Origin of the sequence: Pacificimonas pallii, from assembly GCF_019204005.1 — a bacterium.
Taxonomy (GTDB): domain Bacteria; phylum Pseudomonadota; class Alphaproteobacteria; order Sphingomonadales; family Sphingomonadaceae; genus Pacificimonas; species Pacificimonas pallii.
This window is the reverse complement of sequence record NZ_JAGSPA010000001.1, coordinates 107,110-129,620: the sequence shown is the minus strand read 5'-3', so window position 1 is coordinate 129,620 and position 22,511 is coordinate 107,110. Positions and strand designations below refer to the sequence as shown.

Annotated in this window: 16 protein-coding genes and 1 tRNA gene; 4 read left to right on the top strand and 13 right to left on the bottom strand. The window is 61.1% G+C overall.

Features of this window, described 5'->3' with window-relative positions; all coding sequences use genetic code 11:
• Position 1: 1 nt before the first annotated feature.
• The gene (locus KCG44_RS00615) at positions 2-706 is read left to right on the top strand and encodes a type 1 glutamine amidotransferase (protein WP_218443553.1); all 705 of its coding nucleotides are present in this window, start codon (positions 2-4) and stop codon (positions 704-706) included.
• 26 nt (positions 707-732) lie between these two features.
• Here KCG44_RS00615 and KCG44_RS00610 read toward each other — a convergent pair whose 3' ends face one another.
• The 9 genes from KCG44_RS00610 to KCG44_RS00570 form a co-directional block, all read right to left on the bottom strand.
• Positions 733-1,227 (bottom strand): YybH family protein, encoded by a 495-nt coding sequence (locus tag KCG44_RS00610; protein ID WP_218443552.1) that lies wholly within the window; start codon positions 1,225-1,227, stop codon positions 733-735.
• A 151-nt stretch (positions 1,228-1,378) separates the two neighbouring features.
• Positions 1,379-2,593 carry a serine hydrolase domain-containing protein gene (locus tag KCG44_RS00605; protein ID WP_218443551.1) on the bottom strand — a complete coding sequence of 405 codons (1,215 nt, stop codon included), beginning with the start codon at positions 2,591-2,593 and terminating at the stop codon, positions 1,379-1,381.
• 105 nt (positions 2,594-2,698) lie between these two features.
• Positions 2,699-3,916 carry a serine hydrolase domain-containing protein gene (locus tag KCG44_RS00600; protein WP_218443550.1) on the bottom strand — a complete coding sequence of 406 codons (1,218 nt, stop codon included), beginning with the start codon at positions 3,914-3,916 and terminating at the stop codon, positions 2,699-2,701.
• Between the two features lie 108 nt (positions 3,917-4,024).
• Positions 4,025-4,960: an alpha/beta hydrolase gene (locus KCG44_RS00595; RefSeq protein ID WP_218443548.1), complete on the bottom strand. Its 936-nt coding sequence runs from the start codon at positions 4,958-4,960 to the stop codon at positions 4,025-4,027.
• A gap of 31 nt (positions 4,961-4,991) precedes the next feature.
• Positions 4,992-6,494, bottom strand: a complete 1,503-nt coding sequence (locus tag KCG44_RS00590; RefSeq protein ID WP_218443547.1) for a spinster family MFS transporter — start codon at positions 6,492-6,494, stop codon at positions 4,992-4,994.
• Complete coding sequence (locus KCG44_RS00585; protein WP_218443546.1) at positions 6,494-9,772, bottom strand: amidohydrolase family protein; 3,279 nt, start codon at positions 9,770-9,772, stop codon at positions 6,494-6,496. Before KCG44_RS00585 ends, KCG44_RS00590 begins: the two co-directional genes overlap by 1 nt.
• Positions 9,773-9,783: 11 nt before the next feature.
• Positions 9,784-11,703, bottom strand: coding sequence for an SUMF1/EgtB/PvdO family nonheme iron enzyme (locus tag KCG44_RS00580; protein ID WP_218443545.1), 1,920 nt, complete (start codon positions 11,701-11,703; stop codon positions 9,784-9,786).
• Between the two features lie 36 nt (positions 11,704-11,739).
• Positions 11,740-13,860 (bottom strand): TonB-dependent siderophore receptor, encoded by a 2,121-nt coding sequence (locus KCG44_RS00575; protein WP_218443544.1) that lies wholly within the window; start codon positions 13,858-13,860, stop codon positions 11,740-11,742.
• 417 nt (positions 13,861-14,277) lie between these two features.
• A tRNA-Leu gene (locus tag KCG44_RS00570) sits at positions 14,278-14,364 on the bottom strand.
• 136 nt (positions 14,365-14,500) lie between these two features.
• On the opposite strand from KCG44_RS00570, the gene KCG44_RS00565 reads away from it, so the two are divergent.
• Positions 14,501-15,442: a complex I NDUFA9 subunit family protein gene (locus KCG44_RS00565; protein ID WP_218443543.1), complete on the top strand. Its 942-nt coding sequence runs from the start codon at positions 14,501-14,503 to the stop codon at positions 15,440-15,442.
• A gap of 209 nt (positions 15,443-15,651) precedes the next feature.
• Here the strand turns inward: KCG44_RS00565 and recQ are convergent, their stop codons facing one another.
• A complete protein-coding gene (gene recQ / locus KCG44_RS00560; RefSeq protein WP_218443542.1) occupies positions 15,652-17,463 on the bottom strand; it encodes a DNA helicase RecQ in 1,812 nt (603 codons plus the stop codon).
• Positions 17,464-17,518: 55 nt separating this feature from the next.
• Between recQ and KCG44_RS00555 the strand changes: the two genes are divergently transcribed.
• A complete protein-coding gene (locus tag KCG44_RS00555) occupies positions 17,519-18,508 on the top strand; it encodes an esterase-like activity of phytase family protein (RefSeq protein WP_218443540.1) in 990 nt (329 codons plus the stop codon).
• A gap of 453 nt (positions 18,509-18,961) precedes the next feature.
• Here the strand turns inward: KCG44_RS00555 and gshB are convergent, their stop codons facing one another.
• The 3 genes from gshB to rsmI all read right to left on the bottom strand — a co-directional run bounded on the left by gshB (position 18,962) and on the right by rsmI (position 21,167).
• Positions 18,962-19,906 (bottom strand): glutathione synthase, encoded by a 945-nt coding sequence (gene gshB, locus KCG44_RS00550; RefSeq protein ID WP_218443539.1) that lies wholly within the window; start codon positions 19,904-19,906, stop codon positions 18,962-18,964.
• Between the two features lie 77 nt (positions 19,907-19,983).
• On the bottom strand, positions 19,984-20,331 hold the full coding sequence (locus KCG44_RS00545) for a YraN family protein (RefSeq protein ID WP_218443538.1): 348 nt from the start codon (positions 20,329-20,331) through the stop codon (positions 19,984-19,986).
• Positions 20,328-21,167 carry a 16S rRNA (cytidine(1402)-2'-O)-methyltransferase gene (gene rsmI / locus KCG44_RS00540; protein WP_218443537.1) on the bottom strand — a complete coding sequence of 280 codons (840 nt, stop codon included), beginning with the start codon at positions 21,165-21,167 and terminating at the stop codon, positions 20,328-20,330. The genes KCG44_RS00545 and rsmI overlap by 4 nt, the downstream gene beginning before the upstream one ends.
• Before the next feature lie 16 nt (positions 21,168-21,183).
• On the opposite strand from rsmI, the gene KCG44_RS00535 reads away from it, so the two are divergent.
• A complete protein-coding gene (locus tag KCG44_RS00535; protein ID WP_218443536.1) occupies positions 21,184-22,494 on the top strand; it encodes a penicillin-binding protein activator in 1,311 nt (436 codons plus the stop codon).
• Positions 22,495-22,511: the final 17 nt, after the last annotated feature.

Sequence of the window (22,511 nt, the reverse complement as noted above, 5' to 3'; positions counted from 1 at the left end):
GATGAGTTTTCACGGCCTGAAAGTTGGCATTCTACAAACCGGTACAATGCCGGACGCGCTGCACCGTGCGCACAGTGATTATGATATCATGTGCCGGGACCTTGTCGGCGCATCACCAATAACAACCGACAGCTACCGGGTGTTCGACAATGAATTTCCAGAGGATGTTCGCGACGCAGACATTTGGGTGATTACCGGATCGCGTTTCAGTGTTCTGGATGGCGATGAATGGATCGCCAGGCTCGAGGGTTTCATTCAGGCGGCCTATGCGAGCGATAGCAAGATCGTCGGCATTTGTTTTGGCCACCAGATCCTGGCGCAGGCGCTGGGCGGACAGGTGGCAAAACGTCGGGGCGACCCGGTCATCGGGCTGGAACGATATGACCTTCTGAACAAGGACGGCGAGGCGGCGCCCTTGTCCCTTCACGCCTGGCATTTCGACCAGGTCGAGACGGCGCCCGCACAGGCCAGGGTCATCATGACTTCAAAAGACTGCCATTATGCCGGACTTCTATACGCCGATCGGGCCGTCAGCTTCCAACCGCATCCTGAATTCTCAAGCCAGTATATGCGTGATCTGATTACGATTTATGCGGGTAACGGCCTGGCCCATGACCTCGCCCGGCCCGCGCTCGCATCGCTAACGTCCACACCGGGCAGCGATGTCATTGCCGCGAAGCTGAAGGACTACCTCAACATCGCCTAGCGAACGCCGTGAGCGCCCCCGTTAGGTCACTCCGCTTCAGGCTGTGGATCGTCCAGCGCCACATCGGTGATGATTTTCCACTCGCCCTGATCGTCTTTCTTCCAGACGGTCAGATACTGGCCTTCGGTCGTGCTTTCTCCGTCGACGCTAAACTTGCCCCAGGTAATTCCGAAGTCTCCTGAACTTGCGCCCATGGCATTGTCAGCGGACCAGCGCACAGGCGAGGGAACGGCTGACAGGCTGCGTTCTGCCAGAATGGCTTCCTTGCCGCGCAATACGCCTTGTCCTGGCTCCATCAGAAACCCGTCCTCGAAATTGAAGTGCGCTTCGTTTGCGGCCTGGAACCCAGCCTGGTTGTTCGTCGCCTCATAGGCGCGATCCGCTTCGATCAGGGACGCCGCGATCGCCTCGGCATCGCCGCCGCTCTGATCCTGCGATACCGGGCTTTGCGTACAGGCGCCTACCAGCATCAAACCCGTCAGTAACGCACCGGCACTATTGGAAAATCTGATATTCCCCATGGTGAAAACCCCCTAAGCCCAATTCCCATTAACGCAGGATCAGACTATCGCCCGCAGGCGCATCGGAGGTGTGCCAATTCGGATGGCTATGTTGACCGCCCGGCACCGGGCGCGCAGCTGCCTGCCGGATGCGATATCCCAGCCTGGTTTATTATCCTGCTTTGCCGTTCAGTGTTTCGCCTATCGCGCGGAAAAACTGAATGGTCTGCCCTTCCCGATTTGAGGTCCCATCGGTACGCAAACCATATTCGCTGTTCGCCGACAGCTTCACGATCACCAGGTCGCGAGATGGGTTCACGTAGATGAACTGGTTGTAGATACCAATTGCGGAATATTCACCCTCATCGCCATTCATCAACCACCACTGATATCCATAACCCATGGAATCCGGATGATCTGATGGTACGAGATGCGGAGCGTCCGCCACCGTCGAGGCCTCGACCCACGCGGCAGGCACGAGCTGCCTGCCTCTCCACGTCCCGCCCAGCCGAAACAGCTCGCCCAGCTTGGCATAATCCCTTGCGGTGGCGTTGAGGCCATTGAACGCCATCTCCATGCCCTCGTCGTCCAGCAACCATGCCCCTTCACGTTCGGCTCCGAGTGGCTGCCAGAGCTTGTCCTCCATATAGTCACCCACAGAGCGCCCCGTCGCAGCCACCAGAAGCGATCCCAGAACCTGAGTTTCGGAACTATTATACCGATTGACGGTGCCAGGCTCATGCTCGCGACGTGTCTCGGTCAGAAATTCATCGAAAGACCCGCCCCAGGCAACGATTTTGCCAAGCCTGCTGACATCGGATTCGGGGTCGCCATAGGATTCTGTCCAGGCCGCACCAGAGGACATCTGCAGGATGTCCTTGATCCTGACCCCATCGAAGGCGGACTCCTGAAGCCAGGGCAGATAATTGGTCACCGGCTCCTCGATCGACCGGATGTCTCCGTCCGCGACCGCGATGCCGACCAGGGCGGAAATAAAGCTCTTCGCAACCGACATGGAGATCCAGTGCACATCCTCTCCGCCGGTCCGCCAGTAATTCTCATATGCGATTTTCCCGTCGTGGATCACCAGCAGGGCCGCAGTATCCGTGACGGCGAGAAACTCATCGGTATTCACGGTGGTAGCAGCATGTTCGAATGACACGGGAAGCGCGATTTTCGTCCCTTCGGGAAAAATGAAAGGCTTCTTCGCCGGCGTCATGACGCGTGTCGGATAAAATTCCCTGACGCGATGAAAATTGTCGACCTGCTCTGCCCCGGTAAACAGGGTGGCAGCCATCCTGATCCGTTGATAATCCTTATAAAACACTCCGGCGAGTACTGCCGCGGCAATGGCCAGAACGCCCAGGGTGATCGCAAATTTCTTCATCAATATTCCTTCTGAATCAAATCATCGAAATCCTGATGATTGGATAGCGATGTTGATCGGTCAGTAACGCGCTGCTGGTACGGTGATATTGTCCAGTCGCTCGATTCACTCTTCTGGTCTGGCGGCGAATTTCTCGCCGATCGCCCGGAAGAATTCGATTGTATGACTTTCCTTATTCGCAGTCCCATCCGCGTTTGTGCCATATTCACTATTGGCGGAGAGCTTCACGATCACGAGGTCGCGCGACGGGTTGACGTAGACGAACTGGTTATAGACCCCGATTGCCGAATACTCGCCTTCGTCGCCTTTCATCAGCCACCATTGATAGCCGTAGCCCATCGAATAGGGATGATCGGTCGGCAGCAGATGCGGTGCGTCAGGCGTGACCGATGCGCTGACCCAATCGGCAGGCACGATCTGCTTGCCTCTCCACGTGCCGCCCTTCCGAAACAGTTCGCCCAGCTTGGCATAATCATGCGCTGTCGCGTTAAGGCCGCCAAACGCCATTTCCATCCCGTCGTCGTCCAGCATCCAGAACCCCTCATTCTCCGCGCCGAGCGGTTGCCAGAGCTTCTCTTCCATATAGTCCGTTACGGACCGTCCGGTTGCGGCGACCAGAAGCGAGCCCAGAACCTGGGTTTCGGAACTATTGTAACGATTGACGGTGCCGGGCTCACGCTCGCGGCTGATCTTTGTTAGAAATTCATCGAAAGAGCCGCCCCAGGCCATGATCCGGCCAAAGCGGTTGACGTCGGAGTCGGGGTCCCCATAGGTCTCTGTCCAGGCCGCACCCGAGGACATCTGCAGGATGTCCTTGATCCTGACGCCATCGAAGGCGGAGTCGGCGAGCCAGGGCAGATAATTCGTTACCGGCTCTTCGATCGAGCGGATATCGCCTTCCGCGACCGCGATGCCAACCAGCGTGGAGATAAAGCTTTTCGCGACGGACATTGAAATCCAGTGCACATCCTTTCCGCCGGTCCGCCAGTAATTCTCATACGCAATCTTCCCGTCATGGACCACCAGCAGAGCCGCAGTATCCGTAACGGCAAGAAATTCCTCGGTATTCAGTATATCGTCGCCATATTTGAAACCTTTGGGAAGCTGTATTTTCTCGCCCTCGGAAAATACATACGGATCTTTCGCGGGCGCCATTACGCCAACTGGATAAAACTCCCTGACGCGATGGAAGTTGTCGACCTGCTCCGCCCCCGTAAACAGGGTGGCAGCCATCCTGATCCGCTCATAATCCCGGTAAAATACCCAGACGAGTACTGCGACGATGATTGCAAGTACACCTGAGGCGATCATGAGTTTCTTCATCGGTATTCCTTTTTGGTCGGCACATGGAATGACAGAACAGGCTGCCGAAGCTTTGGGAGTAGAGGGCGCTGAATATCTTCAATGAAAATCAACCCATGCGCCATATTGTTACGTTGAATGAATTCGGTCCCTCACGGTTTTCGAGATCTCGTCCAGCGCACATCGGGCCGTTTCTGAAACCCCGGCATGGCCGAGGAAATTATGAATCAGGCCATCGAACTCGCGATAGGTGGTGGGGATGGATTGCCGCTTCAGAGCCTCGGCAAAGGCACGAGCTGCGTCTTTCAGCGGATCATAGGCTGGCGCCGCGATGTAAACTGGCGGAAGGCCGTCGAGGCCAGAAGCCAGGATCGGTGACACGCGGGGATCATCCGCCATGCCGGGCCGCGCGCAATATTGATCGGAAAACCAGCACATCAGCTCGGTCTGCAGACCGTATCCTTCGCCGAATCGCTCGACGGAATCGTAGGACGGCCCGCCAAGATACGGCCTGAAGTCCAGCCAAGGGTAGAACAGAAAGAGCTGTTTGTAGCGTCCAGGCGACGTCAGCGCCGCATTCACGGCAAGATTACCGCCCGCACTATCGCCCGCGAGATAAATTCGATCGGCGCTCGATCCTATTCTCGCAGGATTGGCGTCGATCCAGTCCAGGGCAGTGTGTACGTCGTGAAACGCCGCGGGAAAGGGATGCTCGGGTGCCAGGCGGTAATCCACAAAGGCCAGAATGCTGTTGGCGGCATGCGCTAGATAGGCGTTTTGCCGATCATATGCTTCGACGTCGCCAAGAACGAAACCGCCGCCATGCAGGTAGACGATCAACGGCAGCGGTCCTTGTGCCTGCTGCGGCGTATAGACCCGGATCGGCACACCATCAGCCAGCATGTCTTCGCTTCCTATGCCCGGCGGGCGAGCCAGCGATCGGCTGCGATATCGTTCCCGATAGGCATTCCGAATTTCAGCGAGATTGATCGACGTGGTCAGGTCCACGACACTGGCTGCGCTCGCATCCAGCATATTGGCGATATCGGGATCGAGCGGTGCCATGATCCGGCCCTTTTCCAGTCCTGGTCCCATCCTACACGCCGCTCGCCGCACGGATATCACGCCGCAGGAAAAGGCTGCTGAGGGCGAAGAAAAATCCTGCGAGAAGGTAAAATAACGAGGTGGCGATCATCGCGCTTTGCGTGCTTTGCGCATTTGCCGATATGCAGCTCTGATAGTCGTCGAAGGACATGGTTCCGGGCAGGGACGCCTCCAGCAAGGCTTGTGACCCGCCGCCATCGCCTGCCGCACGGCGCGCATCGGTGACGGCCTGCTGGGCGGCATCACAGGAATGCCGCGTCATCTCGCTTGCGAACCCTGAACGCGATTGGGCGAATTCCCAATCGCTTATGGTGCCGGCGAACAGCGGACCAAGGCCGTAGCCGATGATCGTCATCACAAAGAGCAGGATTGCCGTCGCCGTCGCGCGGACCCTGGCGCCGACGACAAGCTGGCAGACCGTATATTGGGTCGTCAGATACCCGTAGGTGAGGAAGGTGGCGATCGACAGATGGATCGCGCATTCAACCGTCGTGCCCGCGCGGAAGGCGAGGATATAGAAGGGCACCGAACAGGCCATTCCGATGGCGCTGATCGTGGTGATGGCAGCGGGGTAACGGTGGAACAATGTCTGCGCCAGCTTCCCGACCAGAATCGTGCCCAGGGCGCCGGTGATATAGGACGGGGTATTGATCATCACACCGGCTTCGCCCGCCGACAGGCTGAACTGCCTTTGCAGGTACAGCGACTGAAAGCTGAGCTGGCCATAACCGGCAAAGGCGGCGCAGGTGGCCCCGATAAGCATGAGCCAATAGGATTTGCGTTTGCCCAGCTCTTTGAGGGCGCTTTGCAGGCCCGGTTCGCTGGCATCCGCATCCGAATAGCCCGGATCGGTCGCACCGCGCCGGGGCTCCGGAATGGTGAACAATGCCAGCGCCGCCAGCAGAATTCCCGGTGCGCCCAGAAGGATGAACGCCATCCGCCAGCCCACCACATCGGCCAGGGGGCCGCCGATAAAGTTGGCCAGGACATTGCCCAGCGTAACGCCCATTGCATAGACGCCCACCGCCCACGCCCGCTTTTCCGGTCTGAAGACATCGGCGATGAGGGAATTGGCCGCCGGCGAACAGCCTGCTTCCCCGACGGCAACACCGATACGGCACACCAGCAGCACATAAAACGCGCTTACCGTGAACCCGAAAATGGCGAAGTCATAGGCAAGGCCCGACAGCATGGTCATCGCGGACCAGAGGCACAGGCAGATCACAATGAGCTTAACCCGGTTGAACCGCTCGGCCATTCGCGCCAGCGGAATCCCCATGCCCGCGTAGAACATCGCAAAGGCAAAGCCCGACATCAGTCCCCAGACCGTGTCGCTGATCGCAATGTCGGCGCGCAGCGGCCTGGCGACGACCGATATCAGCGCGCGGTCGATATAGCTGAAGATGTAGATCGTCAGCAGGACCGCCAGGACGTAATTCGCCCTGCCTGGCCCGGCTGCCTCAGCCGGCCGTGGTTGTGCAGCGACGGCGGTCATCAATGGCCTGCCGAACGCTCGTCCCAGACGGGATCCGTCACGCCGTCAACTTCCCAATAGAATGACTTTCTGGGCCGGTCGTAATTGCCCACTTCATTCATGGTTTCAGCATCATAGATGCGCCCGTTGACCATCGTATACGCAACCGAACGGCTGTTCCTGATGTCGGTCGTCGGATCTTCGCTCAGGACAATGATGTCGGCAAGTTTGCCTTCGGTGATCGACCCGAGCTGTTCGCCAAGGCCGATTGTTCTTGCGCCATTGATCGTCGCGGTCCTCAGGACATCTATCGGGGCCATGCCGCCCTCGGCCAGCAGCACCAATTCCCAGTGCAGGCCCAGGCCGGGAATATTGCCGTGCGATCCGGCATTTATCGTCACGCCCGCATCGGCGAGCCTTTTTGTGGCCCGGGACACAGCCCTGAAGCCGATGTCATAAAGTTCGTCCGCCGCGTGAATCGTGGTCATCCCGCGCACCCGCGGCGGCCCGCCATAGGGCGGTTCCAGCGGACTGTAACTGCTGATGACTTCAGGCGCGAACCGGTTTAGCCTGGCATCATCCCAGATCCTCTCATTCTGGTACATGAAGTCCTCGCCATAGAGTTCTCCATAGGCGACCATGATCACCGGTGTGTTGTGCGTTTTCGCTCCCGCCATGAGCTGCACGATGTCATCATAATAATTTTCCAGCGGCAGATTGTGCTCAAGATTGGTCGCGCCATCCAGAATTGCCGTCAGATTGACATAGAATGCGCTTTCACCTTCTGAATCGATCATGATGCCCGCTTCCCGGCCCGCTTTGATCAGCATCTGCCGCTGTCTGCGAAAGGGCTGCTTGTAGCTTTTTATGAACGAGCCACCCTGGGCTTTCGTCCGCTCCACATGACCCAGCGCATCCGCATAGGACCTAATGGGGACATAGGACGCATCGCCTTTGCCTGGCCTGCCATAAGCCACGCTCCCCGATGCGATCCAGCGCGGACCGACCATGCGCCCGGCCAGCGTCGCTTCGGCACTTTCATGCGTGACTGTATGATTGGAATAGGGATCGAAATTGGTCGTGATACCGAACGCGAGCTGGGCATAGCGGGACGGCTGGACCTTCGGCATGGTGTTCTTGCCGAAACAGCAGTCCACATGCCCATGCAGGTCCAGCATGCCCGGCATGACGACCTTGCCCGTCACGTCGATGACCTTTGCGTCCGCGGGTATGTCCACCTGGCCCTCGGCACCGACCGCGACGATGCGATTGCCCGAGACGATGACAGTGCCTCGCGGGATTGTACCGGCTTCGTCCATTGTCAGGATCTTTGCCCCGCGCAGTGCGATGGTTCCCTGCGGCACATCGGCGGGAACAGCCAGGTCCAGCCTTGTTTGCCGCGCAGGCGCGTTCAGATCGGCCACGCGCGCCTCAAGGATGGTTTCGCCCATCGTCCAGTAAATCCGAGACGAATCCGCGGACCACGCCAAAGCGGTTCCGCCAGTTGAACTCAGGACATGCGCTGACGTGCCATCCAGCATCTCCTTGTCGCCGCCGCCTGGAAGCGGTTCGACGAACAGGCGTGTATCATGGCGATAAGCGACCCATTTTTGATCGGGGCTGACTGTCAGACTATTGGTATCGGGACCAATTCCGTGCGCGATATCGCGCGAGCTGCCGTCATTGATGTTCTCGGCACGAATGACGCGGTCTGAACCCTCGGCGGCCTCATAGATGATATGCTCGCCATCGGCCGAGAAGGTCGGGCGTTTGCCATTGCCCTGGATCTTCTTCGCTTCGCCGCCCTTGGCGGAGATCACATATATGCCCGTCCGGGCGCGAAATCCGCCCATCGCGACATCGTTTTCCTGTATCCGGTAAACCAGCTTCGACCCATCGGGAGAGAAGGCGGGATCACGGATCGCACCGCTGCTCGACGCGATGGTTCGCCCCGGTCCGCGCCCTGGCCGCATGACCATCAGGCGGCTGCCAGACTGGTCGTTCCAGTCGACATAGGCCAGGCTGCGCCCGTCGGGACTCCAGGCCGGATCATACTCCCACGCATCGCCTTTGGTCAGGGGCACGGGAACGCCGGTGCCATCTTTCATCCAGACCCGCCCGAGCGCGGTTGCCGCAAGCGTGTCTCCGCCCGGAGACGGCGCGAGCGTTCGAATGCTCTTCGCCCGCACAATGGTTGGGGCGGCGTCGAATTCTGGCGCCAGCCTGGTGGTAACCGTGTGGGTTGCGGACACGCGGAACGGAATCGGGCTTTCCCCGCCCGTTGCCGCATCGATGCGGAAGATCTTCCCGTCATGCCAGACCGCAAGACTCTTGCCATCGGGAAACCAGGCGAACTTCGGATAATATCCGCCCTGCTGGATAAAGTCTGCCAGAAGGTCACGTTCAAGACCATCGAAGACCAGCCGCTGGGCACGGCTTTCCAGGTCGATGATGAACAGTCCGGTCTTCGCGCCGATCCGCCTGACAAAGGCCAGCGCCTTACCGTTCGGCGACAGGGTCGGCGCTGCGGCGCCCCCGAAACCGCCCGCGATTTCCTCGCTGACACCGGTTTTCAGATCGCGGCGTTTGACCGCGAAATTCATATGGTTCGCGTCGTAGAAGACGTAGTGGTCCGTCAGTCGTTCGGTATAATAGACAAAGCGCCCATCCTTGCTGAAATCGGGCGACTGGACATCGCGATTGCTCTGCGGCGTCGGCACGGCGATTTCGACTTCGCCAGAATCCAGATGATGCAGGTTCAACTGCGAGGCGTTGCTCTTCGCATAAACCGCTTCCACCACGGAGACGGCAATGGCTTTGTCTGACGCGGCCCAATCGGCGCCCATGACCAGATGATCGCGATAGTGTGTGAGCTGTTTTGGATTGTCACCATCTGGGTCCGCCGACCAGACATTGTCCCAGCCGTCACGATCGCTGATGAACAGGATCCGGTCACCGTCTGGGCTGAAGCGCGGCATGCGCTGCATGGCCGGTCCGCCGGCGATCATCTCAGCCGTTCCGCCACCGGACCCCATGACGAAGAGGTCACCCAGCAGGTCGAATATAATGGTTTTTCCATCTGGACTGACGTCCAGACTCATCCAGCTTCCCTCATCGACGGAAATGGAGACGGAATGCTGGGGCTGCCGGGTCTGGGTGATGTCCCAGGGACCCCAACCGTCTTTGCCAGCGGCGGCCGGCATGCCGGCCGAATTCTGGCTGGCCGCGTTTCCCGCGACGGCCGACACCGGCTGTACGATCAACAACCCACTAACGAAGGCCGAAAGCGCACTGCGCATACCCAAATTCCTCACCTTTCTTCTGCCGCCAGGCGAAGCTGCTTCATTTCCTGATCGGTGAAATCGCGCGCCACGCGGAATCCAAGAGTGAAATATCCAGAATCCGCCTTCGCATTCACCCTGAATGAATTCGCGAAATATTCGCCATAATCGTTGAAGGAGCCGCCGCGGGTCACCCGCTGCCCGGTGCTGCTGCAATTGGTGCGCGCCGAACTGTCACCGGGGGCGCCGAGATAATTTTCCGCATAGCAATCGGCCTGCCATTCATAGGCATTGCCGCGCAGATCGAATAGGCCCCAATCATCGGCGGGGAAGCTTCCAACCGGGGCACTGGCAAGCCAGACATCCCGTCCCGCGACCGCACCCGAGCAGCAGACGGGCGCGCCGATATTGGCAAGTTCGTGGGTAATCGCTTCACCGGTGTCGCCGGCCCTCAGCCCGCCAGTCGCTGCCAGAAACTCCCACTCGGCTTCCGATGGCAGGCGGTATGGCTTGCCCGACCGGTCCGAAAGCCAGGCCGCGTAGGCCCCCGCGTCTTCCCAGCTGACGCAAAGCACCGGATGATCCCCATCCTGCCCGAATTTGGGGTTGTCCCAGCTCAGGCCGGGCTCGATGTGCCAGGGTGTATCGGTGTCGTAGAAGAAGCATGGCGCACGCCGCGTTCGCCCCGTTTCTTCAACAAACGTCCTGTACGCGCTCAAGGTGACTTCATGCTTCGCCATCGCGAACGGCCTGATCTCGACGTCATGTGTCGGACCATGAATGTCCTTGCCATAGCTACGATCGATCGAGAGCCCGATACGTGCGATTCCGCCCGGAATCACGGCCATCTCCGGACAATTTTCACAATCAGGGGCCAGTTCGGGCACCAACAGGCTGCCGATGGCCTCGCCGGGCCCGATATATGTCGGCCGCCTCGACGCATGGACCGGATCGGGCTCACCCTTGCCGATAAGGGGTGAACCGGCCCGTATGCGGGACAGATGATCGACACCCGCGGCATCGGCGGTGATGACATCGGTAAGGCTTAATCGTGCCTCTTCGGCCCGGTGGCTGAATTTCTCATTGTTGATGTCGGCAAGGTGGCCGCCCGTGATGACCGAACTCCCGTCAGCATGGATGGCGTAGGGCTTGTTGCCCTCAAATATCGAGTTCGTGATATATATCGACGCATCGTCAGCGGCATAAACGCCGTCATATACGCTGGGCCCGAAATACGAATTGTGGATACGCGCCGCGGTATTCGCGTAAATCGCGACCGATGCGACTTCCATATTATCCATCATCGCATTCGACATGCGGGCGATGGAACTCTCGCGCAGCCACAAGCCGACATGGCCGGTGGGTATGGCCAGATAATCGATATCAAGAATGCTGCGCCCGCGGCCGGTGACCGCCATCTTCCTGGCATTCTCGACGGTGATTTTGCGCAGGGTGAGCTGCGCATCATAAGCGAAGATGCCGTGGCCGTCGTACACATCGTCTTCTTCGTGCTCGTACAGGAAATTGCGAAGTTCGAGGCCGTCTATCCTGACGCTTGCGCGATTGACGTAGATCGCCGTCATCGCCGTGCCCTCGTGATTGTCGATCACGGCCCCTTTTTCAGCGGAAATAGCGAGGGATTTGTTCTCGATCACAAGGCCAGCGCGCATAATATACCGCGTACCGGCCGGGTCGGGTTGAAAGGGCCGGTCGAATGCCTCGGGAAAACGGTACATCCCCTTGCGGATGCGAACGGTATCGCCGTCCACGGCTGAGCGGACCGCCTCCTGAAGTCCTTTTCCCGCAAGGAAATCGCATGCATCGCCGACCGCCTCAGCCGCCGGACAGACGATAATCTCCCGAGCCGTCGCCGATGGCGCCACCGCAAACGCGGCCAAACATAAAGAAAGTACGCTTGCCGCAACCTTGCAATTAACCGTAATATTCATGGCGGAATTTCTTGAAAGCCTGGTCATGGAATCAGATCAATATGTGAACGTCAGAGAGGCTGATGCCTGTCTGGGCGCTGCATAAAACGCCTGATCCCAATATAGGCTCTGATAGTATTTGGTATCAAAGATGTTATTGACATTTACGGTCAGGTTGAGGCGCTGACTGAACATGTAACTGCCAAATACCGACGCCACTGCATAGGGATCTTGCGAATATCGCGTGAAACCATTGTCGTATGTCGCCCGGCTCTGCCATCTTAACGACCCACCGAATTTAAGATTGTCTATCGGTTCAAATGTCGTGGAAACATTCGCAGTGTCCGTGGGAATGAATGTCCGTGTATCCCCCACCCCGGGTTCTTTGAGATCAACGTGTGTATAGCCACCTCTGACATACCAGCGATCTGTGATATTTCCGACGATTTCAAATTCAAAGCCTTTTGAATCGATATCATTGCCTTCGTAAATACGTACGCCGGTTCCCGCGTCTGCGGTAAGATATTCCGCGTAATTCTGCTGCTCGGCGCGGAAGACAGCGGCCGTCAGCAGCAATTTGTCATTGAACAAACCCGCCTTGATGCCGGCTTCATAGCTTTTCCCCTTGGCGGAGCCCAATGGCACCAGGCCCGCACCCAGCTCAGGCTGTGGCTGGAAAATGTCGCTATAGCTTGCGTAAAGATTGATTTCGGGCGTGACGGCATAGGTCACGCCAACATAGGGGCTGACCTTGTCTTCCTTCACGTCACGGGATCCGCCAAAGAACGAGCCCGAGGAATCCACCGACACAAAATTAAGGCCTGCAATGACATTCAGGGCATCGGAAAGGCTGAAATTGCCGACCGCGAAAGCACGGAAATGCTTGTCGTTCCAGTCACCCTGGACAATGGGATCCATGAATGTGGGTTCGGGACTTTCCTGGCCGGTCCAGCCGGGAAATGCCGGTTGGGGACCAAAGCCGGGATCGGAAAAATCGATCGGGGACTCGCTGTAGATATTGTCCGCATCGGCGTAGTTCACGCCAAGGACAAGGTCATGCTCCCGTCCGCCAATGCTGATGTCTCCGACCAGATTGGCGTCGAACAGCTTGCGGTCGACATCGTAGGAATATCCGGCGGGAAACCCGAAAAGACCCAGGCCGGTCTGCGGATCGGGGGCACCATATGTGTAGAATAGGGCTGAATCTTCCCTGCCATAATCCAGCGTCGCGATGGACCTCAATGTCCAGCGGTCCGACAGTGCGAAATCGATTTCGGCGAACGCCGTCGTCCTTTTGGTATTCCAGTAGGTCCAATCCTGGGCGGTGCTGGACGATACCGGATAATCCGTCTGCGTCCCGTCGGAAAACACGGTTGGCAGCGCGCCCCACATCACCCCGCCCGAACGGCTGTCCTGATGGGTGATACCCAAGGTCAAAACGCCATTGTCACCGATGCCGCCGTCAACGATGCCGTAAAGGACCTTTCGGTCGTTCGAATAATTGTCGAGGTAGGAATCCTTTGTTTCCAGCGCGCCGACGAAGCGCGCGGACCAGGTTCCGTCACCTGAAACCGGCCCCGATATATCCACATCGCCGCGGAAGTGATCCCACGAGCCTGCCGTGGCGGAAACCTGCATCTGAAAGTCATTCGTCGGACGCTTGCGAATGAAATTGATTGTACCGGACGGTGTCCCGGTGCCGGTCAGCAATCCGTTCGCGCCCTTGACGATCTCGATCCGCTCGAACAGCGCGGTATCGACCTGTCCGGTCACCTCATAGAGGAAAGGCAGTCCGATACCGTCGACCTGCATGCTTTTGATATCGAAGCCCCGGGCGTTGAAATAGGTGCGATCCGTTTCGACACGCTCGACATTGACCCCTGTCGCAAGGGTCAGCACGTCGTTGATATTGTCGAGGCCGAAATCATCGAGGAAGTCCCGCTCGATGATCGTTACCGATTGCGGCGTATCCTTGATTGTGAGCGGCAGCCCTGTCGCGCCTTCACTCACCCTGTCATTGCGCAAGCCGATGACCAGGATGGTGTCCTCGTCGAGATTTTCGTCGGCCCCGTCGACCGCATTTGCGGACTGGGCGTAAACCGGTATCGACAATGTACCTGTCGCCAGCAGCAGCGCCGACCTGACATAATCCCGCTTTTTCAGCATATGCTTCAGCATATTTTCTCCCCCCCGGGTGATATTATTATTATGATCCCAGTAAAGGCCCGAATGACGGGCGGCCATAAGTGCCAAATCCGTTGAATCCGGTGCCTGATGAACACCTCGGGCCGGATCACCGGCCGAACACCGGCTGAACACCGGTCCCGCTCCACGGCCACCGCTCGGTGGATTTCTTCCATTCCTGCGTCCGTGCCCTTCGCCAAGGGGATACGACCTCGCCCGCATGCCCGCCCCGTCTATTGCCTCTCCAGTTCGCGGCAGGGATAAGGCGTCGTGGGGCACGGCGACCGCGGCGCCAACTCAGCAAAGCTGCGCATTTCGTGACCGCGAAGTGGAATTTGCAATGATCTATACCGTGGTCCAGATTTTCCGGACAAAGGCAGGTTATTGCAATTCATGAAAATTTTATATGAATGGTGCCCAGAAGAGGACTCGAACCTCCACACCCTTGCGAGTACTAGCACCTGAAGCTAGCGCGTCTACCAATTCCGCCATCTGGGCACGCGCGGGGGGCCGTTGCCGGTCTCCGAGCGAGGAAGGGCAGCTAGGGCGGGATGCCGCGCTTGTCAATGCCGGGGTTGGGGCTGTATCAGCAGGGGCATATTCATCGCTTTCCTGGAAGGACACGAGTCTCGCCATGACCGAACTCGTCACCATATTCGGCGCCTCTGGCTTTATCGGGCGCTATGTCGTGCAGGAGCTCGCCAAGCGCGGGGCCCGCATCCGTGCCGTCACGCGCGACCCGCACACGGCGCAGGTTCTGAAACCGCTCGCCGGACTTGGCCAGCTTGGCTTTGCCAAAGCCTCCCTGACGGACGAGGCGGCCATCGCCGCCGCCTGCGAGGGCGCGGCGGCCGTCGTGAACCTGATCGGCATTCTGGATGGCAGCACGGCGGACTTCGAGCTTGCCCAGCGTGACGGCCCGCGCCGCATCGCCAAGGCCGCGGCGGCCGCCGGTGCAAAGGCCTTCGTCCAGATCAGCGCCATCGGCGCGGATGCGGATGATGAGGACGGCCCGGACTATGCCCGTACAAAGGGCGAGGGCGAAGCGGCGGTGAAGGCGGCCTTCCCGTCCGCGACCATCATCCGGCCCTCCATCGTTTTCGGACCGGAGGACGATTTTCTGAACCGCTTCGCCGGTCTGATGCGCATCGTTCCCGTGATGCCGGTCGTCGCCCCGCAGGCGCAGTTTCAGCCGGTGTTCGTCAATGACCTTGCCGAGGCCATTGCCGCTGCGGCCATGACGCCGGAAATCCATGGCGGCAAAACCTACGAGATTGGCGGTCCGGACGTCATGACGATGAAGGCGCTGTTCGGCTTCATCGCCCGTGCCATCGCGCGCGATGTCAGCTTTGTCGATGTGCCGGATGCGGTCGCTGGCGGCGCGGCCAGGGCGCTTGGGTGGATGCCGGGCGCGCCGATGACGCACGATCAGTGGCTGATGCTGCAAAAGCCCAATGTGGTGGCGGGCGAGAACGGCCTGAAGGCGTTCGGCATTTCCCCCACGCCCATGCAGGCTGTCGCGCCGGGCTGGCTGGTGCGGTTCCGGCGGCAGGGCCGGTTTACCGAGGCGGCATAGTTTGGCGTTCCCCTCCCCGCAGACAGGGAGGGGAGCACTTAGATGCCATCTGCCAGCACCCGATCATCCTGAGCGCAGCCGAAGGACGCACCCAGCCTGCCGCAACACCATCGTGCGTCCCTCGACTGTGCCCGGGGTGATGGACATGGGCGTTTCGCCGCGAAGCAGCGCAGACAGAAACCTGCGACAGCTATTCGAAAAAGCCCAACTCACCCCCGCACATGCTGCCGGATCGCGTCCAGGAACTGCGCGCCGAACCGTTCGAGCTTCATCGCGCCGACACCGCTGATCCGCCCCATCGCGTCCAGGTCCGCAGGTTGCGCCGCGGCCATTTCCTGCAGGGTCGCGTCGTTGAACACCACATAGGCGGGCACGTTCTGCGCCGCCGCGATTTCCTTCCGCAGCCCGCGCAGGGCTTCGAACAGCGCGCCATCCGCCGCGGACAGGCTTGGCAGGTCCGCGCCGCCCCTGCGCCGCCTGCGCTTGCGCGTTTCCGGCTGCGGCCCGACCGTCACCTTCGTTTCACCGCGCAGGATGTCGCGCGCCGCGGGCCCCAGCGAGATACCGCCGTGGCGCGCATCCGCGCGCAGGGCGTCCATCGCGACCAGTTGCTGCTGCACCGGCCGCCAGTCCTTCATGTCCTTGTCGGGTGTCAGGCCAAAGACGCCCAGATCGGTATGGCCCAGATTTACCGCCCGGTCATTGGCATCCCCGGCCAGCACCGCCGCCACATGCCCCAGCCCGAACCGCTGCCCGGTCCGGTACACGGCGGACAGCAGCTTTACCGCGTCCTCCGACACATCGGTCAGCTCCGGCGGGTTCAGGCAATTGTCGCAATTTCCGCAGGGGGCAGGGGCAGGCTCGCCGAAATAGGTCAGCAGCGCGATGCGGCGGCACGCGGCCGACGCGGCGAAGGCGGTCAGCGCGCTCAGCTTCTGATGGTCGACGCGCTGCTTGTCGCTCTCCGCGCCCTCGGCATAGCCCTCGTCGATCTGCGACCGTGCGCGGGCGACATCCGCTGCGCCCCACAGCATCAACGTCTCCGCGGGCGCCCCGTCGCGCCCCGCGCGGCCGGTCTCCTGATAATAGGCCTCGATCGATTTCGGCAGCGCCATATGCGCGACGAAGCGGACGTCCGGCTTGTCGATGCCCATGCCGAACGCGACCGTTGCCACCATGATCAGGTCGTCGGCTGTAACGAACATTTCCTGCGCGTCGCGGCGCTCCGGATGCGTCAGCCCGGCATGATAGGCACGGGCATTGAACCCCTGCTTCACCAGCTGGGCGGAAAACGCGTCCACCTTCGCCCGCGTGGGCGCATAGACGATGCCGCTGCGCCCGCGCCGGTCCTCCAGCCAGTTCAGCATCTGGTTGGTCCGCGCTGCGCCCTCCTGTACGGTATAGATGATGTTTGGCCGGTCAAAGCCCGCGACCACCACCTGCGCCTCCGATATGCCCAGCTGGTGCGCGATGTCTTCCTGCGTGACCTTGTCCGCCGTCGCCGTCAGGCCAATGCGCGGCACGCCTGGAAACCGGTCCGCCAGCGGCCGCAACTGGCGGTAATCCGGACGGAAATCATGCCCCCATTCCGACACGCAGTGCGCCTCGTCAATCGCGATCAGCGCCAGCTGCGCACGCGAAATCCGGTCCTGGAACTCCGGCATCGTCGCGCGTTCGGGCGCGACGTACAGCAGGTCGAGCGTGCCGTCATCCAGCGCCCGAAACGCAGCCATGCGCTCATCGACCGAGGTGTCCCCGGTCACCGCCGCACAGCTGACGCCCGCGGCCTTCAGCGCGCGCACCTGATCGTGCATCAGGGCGACCAGCGGCGAAATCACCAGCCCTGTGCCCGGCCGCGCGATCGCCGGGATCTGATAGCATAGCGATTTGCCGGCGCCCGTCGGCATGATCGCCAGCCGGTCCTCGCCCGCCGTCACCGCCGCGATAATTTCCCCCTGTAGCGGGCGGAACGCCGGATAACCAAAAACGGTCTGCAGGATATCGAGGGGGTCGCGGGACATGGCGATGGCGTGTAACGCGGGCCGGGTATGCATGCCACCGGGGAAGAACGGAAAAATGTCGATGACGAGATGGCTGGTGTATCCGCTGGGCGCCGCGATGCTGGTGGGCGCGGCATGCGCCATATTGCCGGACACAATGCCCGCGGCGACCGGGGACCGCGACGTGGATATCAGAACCGCGCCCATCCCGTTTGACGAGGAGGATGCCGCCAGGACGCGCACCGGGCGGCTCCTGTGGCGCGGCGGCATCGAACTCAGCGCCGATGATGCCCGGTTCGGCGGACTTTCCGGTCTGCGCTGGCGCACGGATCGGGAAGGCTTTCTGGCGATCACGGACCAGGGCCATTGGGTATCGCTGACACCGCGCGAAAGCGGCGTCACCCTCACCGGCATCGCCGCCGCGCGCATCGGCGCGCTGGCAGGCCTCGATGGTACGCCGCTGGGCACGGACAAGGCGCTGGCCGATACGGAAGGGGTTGAGGTCGTGGGCGATACCGCCTTCGTGACCTTCGAACGCAGCCATCGTATCTGGTCCTATGATCTCGGCGCGACCGGCTGGCCCGGCGGGGCCGCGTCCGAGGTGGTGAATGCGCCGACCGCATGGTTTGCGGGGCAGGCCGACAATGGCGGGGCGGAAGCCATCGCCTGGACCGGCGACCGGATGCTGCTGATTTCAGAGGATGGCCGGACCGAGGACGGCAATGCCGACGGCATCCGCTTCGCGCTTTCGCATGGCCCCGGCCAGCCCGAGGGCTTTGCCATAGCGCCGCCCTTCAAGCCCACCGATGCGGTTGCGATTGGCGACAGCCTCCTCATCCTCGCCCGCAGCTATTCCCCGCTACAGGGCGTCGCCGCGCGCCTCTACGAATCGCGCGGCGGCAAGGAGGTCCTGCTCGCCGAACTGCGCCCGCCCCTCAGCGTCGACAATATGGAGGGCATCGCCGTGCGCCGCCAGCGCGGCCGGACCTTCATCTACATCGTCAGCGATGATAATTTCTCGCCCTTGCAGCGCACCCTGCTGATGAAGTTCGAACTGGTGGAGTAGGGAGCGAACATCGCTCTCCCTTTCGGGGAGGGGCGCGCACATCGCCAATCTGCAAATGCGGTCCCCTGAATCTGGTCATCCCGAGCGCAGTCGAGGGACGCACCACGGTTTTGCGGCAAACCGGGTGCACGGCATTACCTTAGCAGCCCCCCGACACCACCTTTTGCGACATCCCCTGGCACCTATCCCAGACACCCCGGCAACTTCGCCCACACAATGCCGCGGACCCAGCGATTCGCTCCCCGGTCACAAATTCCCCAGCAACGCCAGGTGCCTGCAGAAACGCCTGTCCTACACCCATCGCAACCGTGCACACTGGCCGCGCACAGCCATGTGCCCCGCGCTCTTTCTCATCGAAATCAACATGAAGTCCGCAGCAAATCGGCATTCCCCGTGTCACCTTCGCCAACTTCGGCGGTTTTTGGGGCGTTCCTTGCTGGGCGAATAAGGCCGCTATTTCAGCCGCGCTTCGATCGCGTCCCAGATCATCCCGGGCGTGTCGGTGCCGTTAAACCGGTCAATCGCCACGATTCCTGTGGGGCTGGTCACGTTGATCTCGGTCAGCAGGCCGCCGATCACGTCGATGCCGACAAAGATCAGCCCCCTGGCCTTCAGGTCCGGACCGATCCGCGCGCAGATCGCCTGTTCCCGCGCCGTCAGTTCCGACGCTTCGCCGGATCCGCCCGCGGCGAAGTTCGACCGGATCTCACCTGTCTTGGGCAGGCGGTTCACCGCCCCCGTGGGCACGCCGTCCACCAGGATGATGCGTTTGTCGCCGGCGGAAACGTCGGGCAGGAATTGCTGGCAGATAAACGGTTCTTCGAAAATCGCGCCGAACATCTCCACCAGCGCGCCCAGATTGCCGTCGTCGCCGTCCATCTTGAAGACGGCCTCGCCGCCTTTGCCGTGCAGCGGCTTGATCACCACCGCGCCATATTCGTCGCGAAACGCCCGCACTTCGTCCAGATTGCGGGTAATCAGGGTGGCGGGCATCAGGTCGCGGTAGTTCAGGACATATAACTTCTCGGGCGCATTCCTGACTTCCACGGGATCATTCACGATCAGCGTCCGGTCGCGGATCATCTCCAATATGTGCGTGGCGGTGATGTAGCCGATGTCGAACGGCGGGTCCTGCCGCATCAGCACAACGTCGATATCCGCGCCCAGATCGATGGTCCGCGTTTCGCCCGCGGTGAAATGGTTGCCCGCGTCATACCGGACCTCTACCGGGCGGGCGGCGGCGGTGACGCGCCCGTCATTCCAGGCCAGGCTCTCCACCGGATAGTGCCACAATTTATGGCCGCGATCCTGCGCCCGTACCATCAGGGCAAAGGTGGAATCGCCCGCGATCTTGACGGTTTCCATCGGGTCCATCTGAACGGCGATATTCAGGGTCATGGGGCAGGGGCCTTTCGATGCGCGCGGTGAATGCGAAATACGGGATGAACGGCACGTCATTCCCGCGCCGCGCGGGCTTAGTCCAGCCCTTTCACGTGCAGAGGCAGGCGCTTCGGGATCATCACGACGGCATCGATCCGGTAACCGTCGGCGCGGTCCGCATAGCGCGGCCACAATTGCGCCGCCGCCGACCGCACACGGTTCAGCCGCGGGCCTTCCAGCGCGGCATCTCCGGAAATCGCATCGGTGCGCGCCTTTACCTCGACAAAGACGATGGTGCGGCCGCGCTGGGCCACCAGATCGATTTCGCCGCCCCTGACCCGCACACGCGCGCCCAGGATGCGGTAGCCCTTCAGCCGCAGCCACCAGCCTGCCAGTGTCTCGGCGCGGCGTCCCCGCTGCTCCGCCGCTTCCCGCGTCGTCATTCGGCCTTCAGTTCCAGCGCGCGCTGATACACCGTTCCGCGCGCAATGCCGAGCGTGGCGGCGACCTCTTTCACCGCCATCTTTAGCGTCTGCGTGTCCATCGCCGCGCGCAGGGCGGCGTCCAGATCGGCTTCACTCGTCTCGATCACGAGCGGCGGCCCGATCACCACGACGATCTCGCCTTTGGGCGCGCCCGCGGCGTCATAGTGCGCCGCAAGCGCGGGCAGCGTGCCAGGCACCACCTCTTCGTACATCTTGGTCAGTTCGCGCGTGACGGCCGCCTCTCGCATGCCCAGAATGTCGGCGGCGGCGGACAGGAACCGCGCCAGCCGCGGTCCCGTCTCATAAAATACCAGCGTCGCCTGCACCGTCCCCAGTTCAGCCAGCACGTCGCGCAGGCCTTTCTCCTTGGGCGGCGCGAAGCCTGCGAACAGGAAGCGGTCCGTCGGCAGCCCCGCCAGCGTCAGCGCCGTAATCGCCGCGCAGGCGCCGGGAATGCTCGTCACGGTAACGCCCGCGTCCCTGGCCGCCCGTACCAGCCGGTATCCGGGATCGGAAATCAGCGGCGTCCCGGCGTCCGTCACCAGCGCCACCGCCTCTTTCTGCGCGCGCGCCAGCAGCTCCGGCCTGACGATGTGGGCATTATGTTCATGATGGCTCACCATGTGCACGGCCGACCCGATATGTTTTAGGAGTTTCCCCGTAATTCGTGTATCTTCCGCGGCAATCACATCCGCTCGTTTGAGGATGTCCGCCGCACGAAACGTAAGATCGTTTAGGTTGCCGATGGGTGTGGCAACGATATAAATTCCGGGATCAAGTGATTCTGCCGTCATGAGAGAGAGCTAAGCCATGTTGAAGATCCTTGCCAGTTTGAAACAGGGCTCTTTCAAAAAGGGCAGCGCCGCCTTCGCGATTTGCGCGCTTATGCTTGCGGGCGCCTGCACGACGACTGCGGTGGAGGACGAGGGGCCGGTCATCGCCGCCCCCGTCGAACAGGAAGTCGAGGACACGAACACGGACATCGCGCTTCCGGCGGTGAAGAACCGTGTGGCACTTCTTCTCCCGACGACAGGTCCCAATGCCCGTGTCGGTCGTTCGCTTGCCAATGCGGCCAATATGGCGCTGCTCGATCTTGGCGGCGGCGATATCGAACTCGAAGTCTATGACACCGCCGCAAACGGCCCCGAGCGCGCTGCGCAGCGCGCGGTCGACGACGGCGCGCTGGTGTTTCTGGGGCCGCTAATGGCGGAAAATGTCCGCGCGATCCGCGCGTTTGCCCGGTCCAGGGATATTCCCGTGATCAGCTATTCGAACGATGCGGAGGTCGCGGGAAATGGGGTATATGTCATGGGCTTCCAGCCCGCGCAGTCGATTGAACGCGTTGTCAATTTCGCGCGGTCCCGCGGCATTGACCGTTTCGCCGCGCTGATTCCCTCGGGCACCTATGGCCGCCGTGCCAGCGATGCCTTCATGGCCTCGGTGAACGGCGCGGGCGGGCGTGTCACCGCCATGGAAACCTATGAGCGCAAAAAATCCGCGCTGCCTGCGAGTGTGCGGCGTCTCACTGATTTCGAGGCGCGTACCGCACGCGCCGCTCAGGGCGGCATTGTCCGCGCCGACGGCACTGTTGCGCCGGTGGAGGAGCGCATCGCGCCCGTCAGCTTCGAAACGCTGCTAATCGCCGATGGCGGTGCCATCGCGTCCGAATTCCTGCAAAGCCTGCAGCGCTACGGCGCTGGCCCCGGCAAGGTGCGGTATCTGGGCACCGAACTGTGGAACGCCGATGGCCGCATCGCCAGTGCGCGCGGATTGCGGGGCAGCTGGTATGCCAGCGTGCCCGATGCCCGCTTCAACCAGTTTGCCGGGCGGTATCGCGCCAAATTCGGCGGTGCGCCGTCGCGCCTTTCCAGCCTCGCCTATGATTCGGTGCTGCTGGTGCAGGGCCAGGCGGCGAACTGGCAGCTGAATGCGCCATTCCCCATGAAGTCGCTCAGCGATCCCGACGGTTTTGTCGGCCTTGACGGCATTTTCCGCTTTGGCGCGAACGGCGTCGCCCAGCGCGGCCTTGAGGTTCAGGAGGTCGGCCCCGGCGGCACGAAGATCATCAGTCCCGCACCCAGGGCCTTCCAGAACAACCGGGTCTCGATGCTGGTCAACTGAGGCGGGAGGCGCGGGCG

What these genes read in the sequence shown, in the direction of transcription:
- KCG44_RS00615 (WP_218443553.1), top strand. Translation starts at nt 2, where the DNA reads ATGAGTTTTCACGGCCTGAAAGTTGGCATTCTACAAACCGGTACAATG.
- KCG44_RS00610 (WP_218443552.1), bottom strand. Translation starts at nt 1,227, where the DNA reads ATGGGGAATATCAGATTTTCCAATAGTGCCGGTGCGTTACTGACGGGT.
- KCG44_RS00605 (WP_218443551.1), bottom strand. Translation starts at nt 2,593, where the DNA reads ATGAAGAAATTTGCGATCACCCTGGGCGTTCTGGCCATTGCCGCGGCA.
- KCG44_RS00600 (WP_218443550.1), bottom strand. Translation starts at nt 3,916, where the DNA reads ATGAAGAAACTCATGATCGCCTCAGGTGTACTTGCAATCATCGTCGCA.
- KCG44_RS00595 (WP_218443548.1), bottom strand. Translation starts at nt 4,960, where the DNA reads ATGGCACCGCTCGATCCCGATATCGCCAATATGCTGGATGCGAGCGCA.
- KCG44_RS00590 (WP_218443547.1), bottom strand. Translation starts at nt 6,494, where the DNA reads ATGACCGCCGTCGCTGCACAACCACGGCCGGCTGAGGCAGCCGGGCCA.
- KCG44_RS00585 (WP_218443546.1), bottom strand. Translation starts at nt 9,772, where the DNA reads ATGCGCAGTGCGCTTTCGGCCTTCGTTAGTGGGTTGTTGATCGTACAG.
- KCG44_RS00580 (WP_218443545.1), bottom strand. Translation starts at nt 11,703, where the DNA reads ATGAATATTACGGTTAATTGCAAGGTTGCGGCAAGCGTACTTTCTTTA.
- KCG44_RS00575 (WP_218443544.1), bottom strand. Translation starts at nt 13,860, where the DNA reads ATGCTGAAGCATATGCTGAAAAAGCGGGATTATGTCAGGTCGGCGCTG.
- KCG44_RS00565 (WP_218443543.1), top strand. Translation starts at nt 14,501, where the DNA reads ATGACCGAACTCGTCACCATATTCGGCGCCTCTGGCTTTATCGGGCGC.
- recQ (WP_218443542.1), bottom strand. Translation starts at nt 17,463, where the DNA reads ATGTCCCGCGACCCCCTCGATATCCTGCAGACCGTTTTTGGTTATCCG.
- KCG44_RS00555 (WP_218443540.1), top strand. Translation starts at nt 17,519, where the DNA reads ATGTCGATGACGAGATGGCTGGTGTATCCGCTGGGCGCCGCGATGCTG.
- gshB (WP_218443539.1), bottom strand. Translation starts at nt 19,906, where the DNA reads ATGACCCTGAATATCGCCGTTCAGATGGACCCGATGGAAACCGTCAAG.
- KCG44_RS00545 (WP_218443538.1), bottom strand. Translation starts at nt 20,331, where the DNA reads ATGACGACGCGGGAAGCGGCGGAGCAGCGGGGACGCCGCGCCGAGACA.
- rsmI (WP_218443537.1), bottom strand. Translation starts at nt 21,167, where the DNA reads ATGACGGCAGAATCACTTGATCCCGGAATTTATATCGTTGCCACACCC.
- KCG44_RS00535 (WP_218443536.1), top strand. Translation starts at nt 21,184, where the DNA reads ATGTTGAAGATCCTTGCCAGTTTGAAACAGGGCTCTTTCAAAAAGGGC.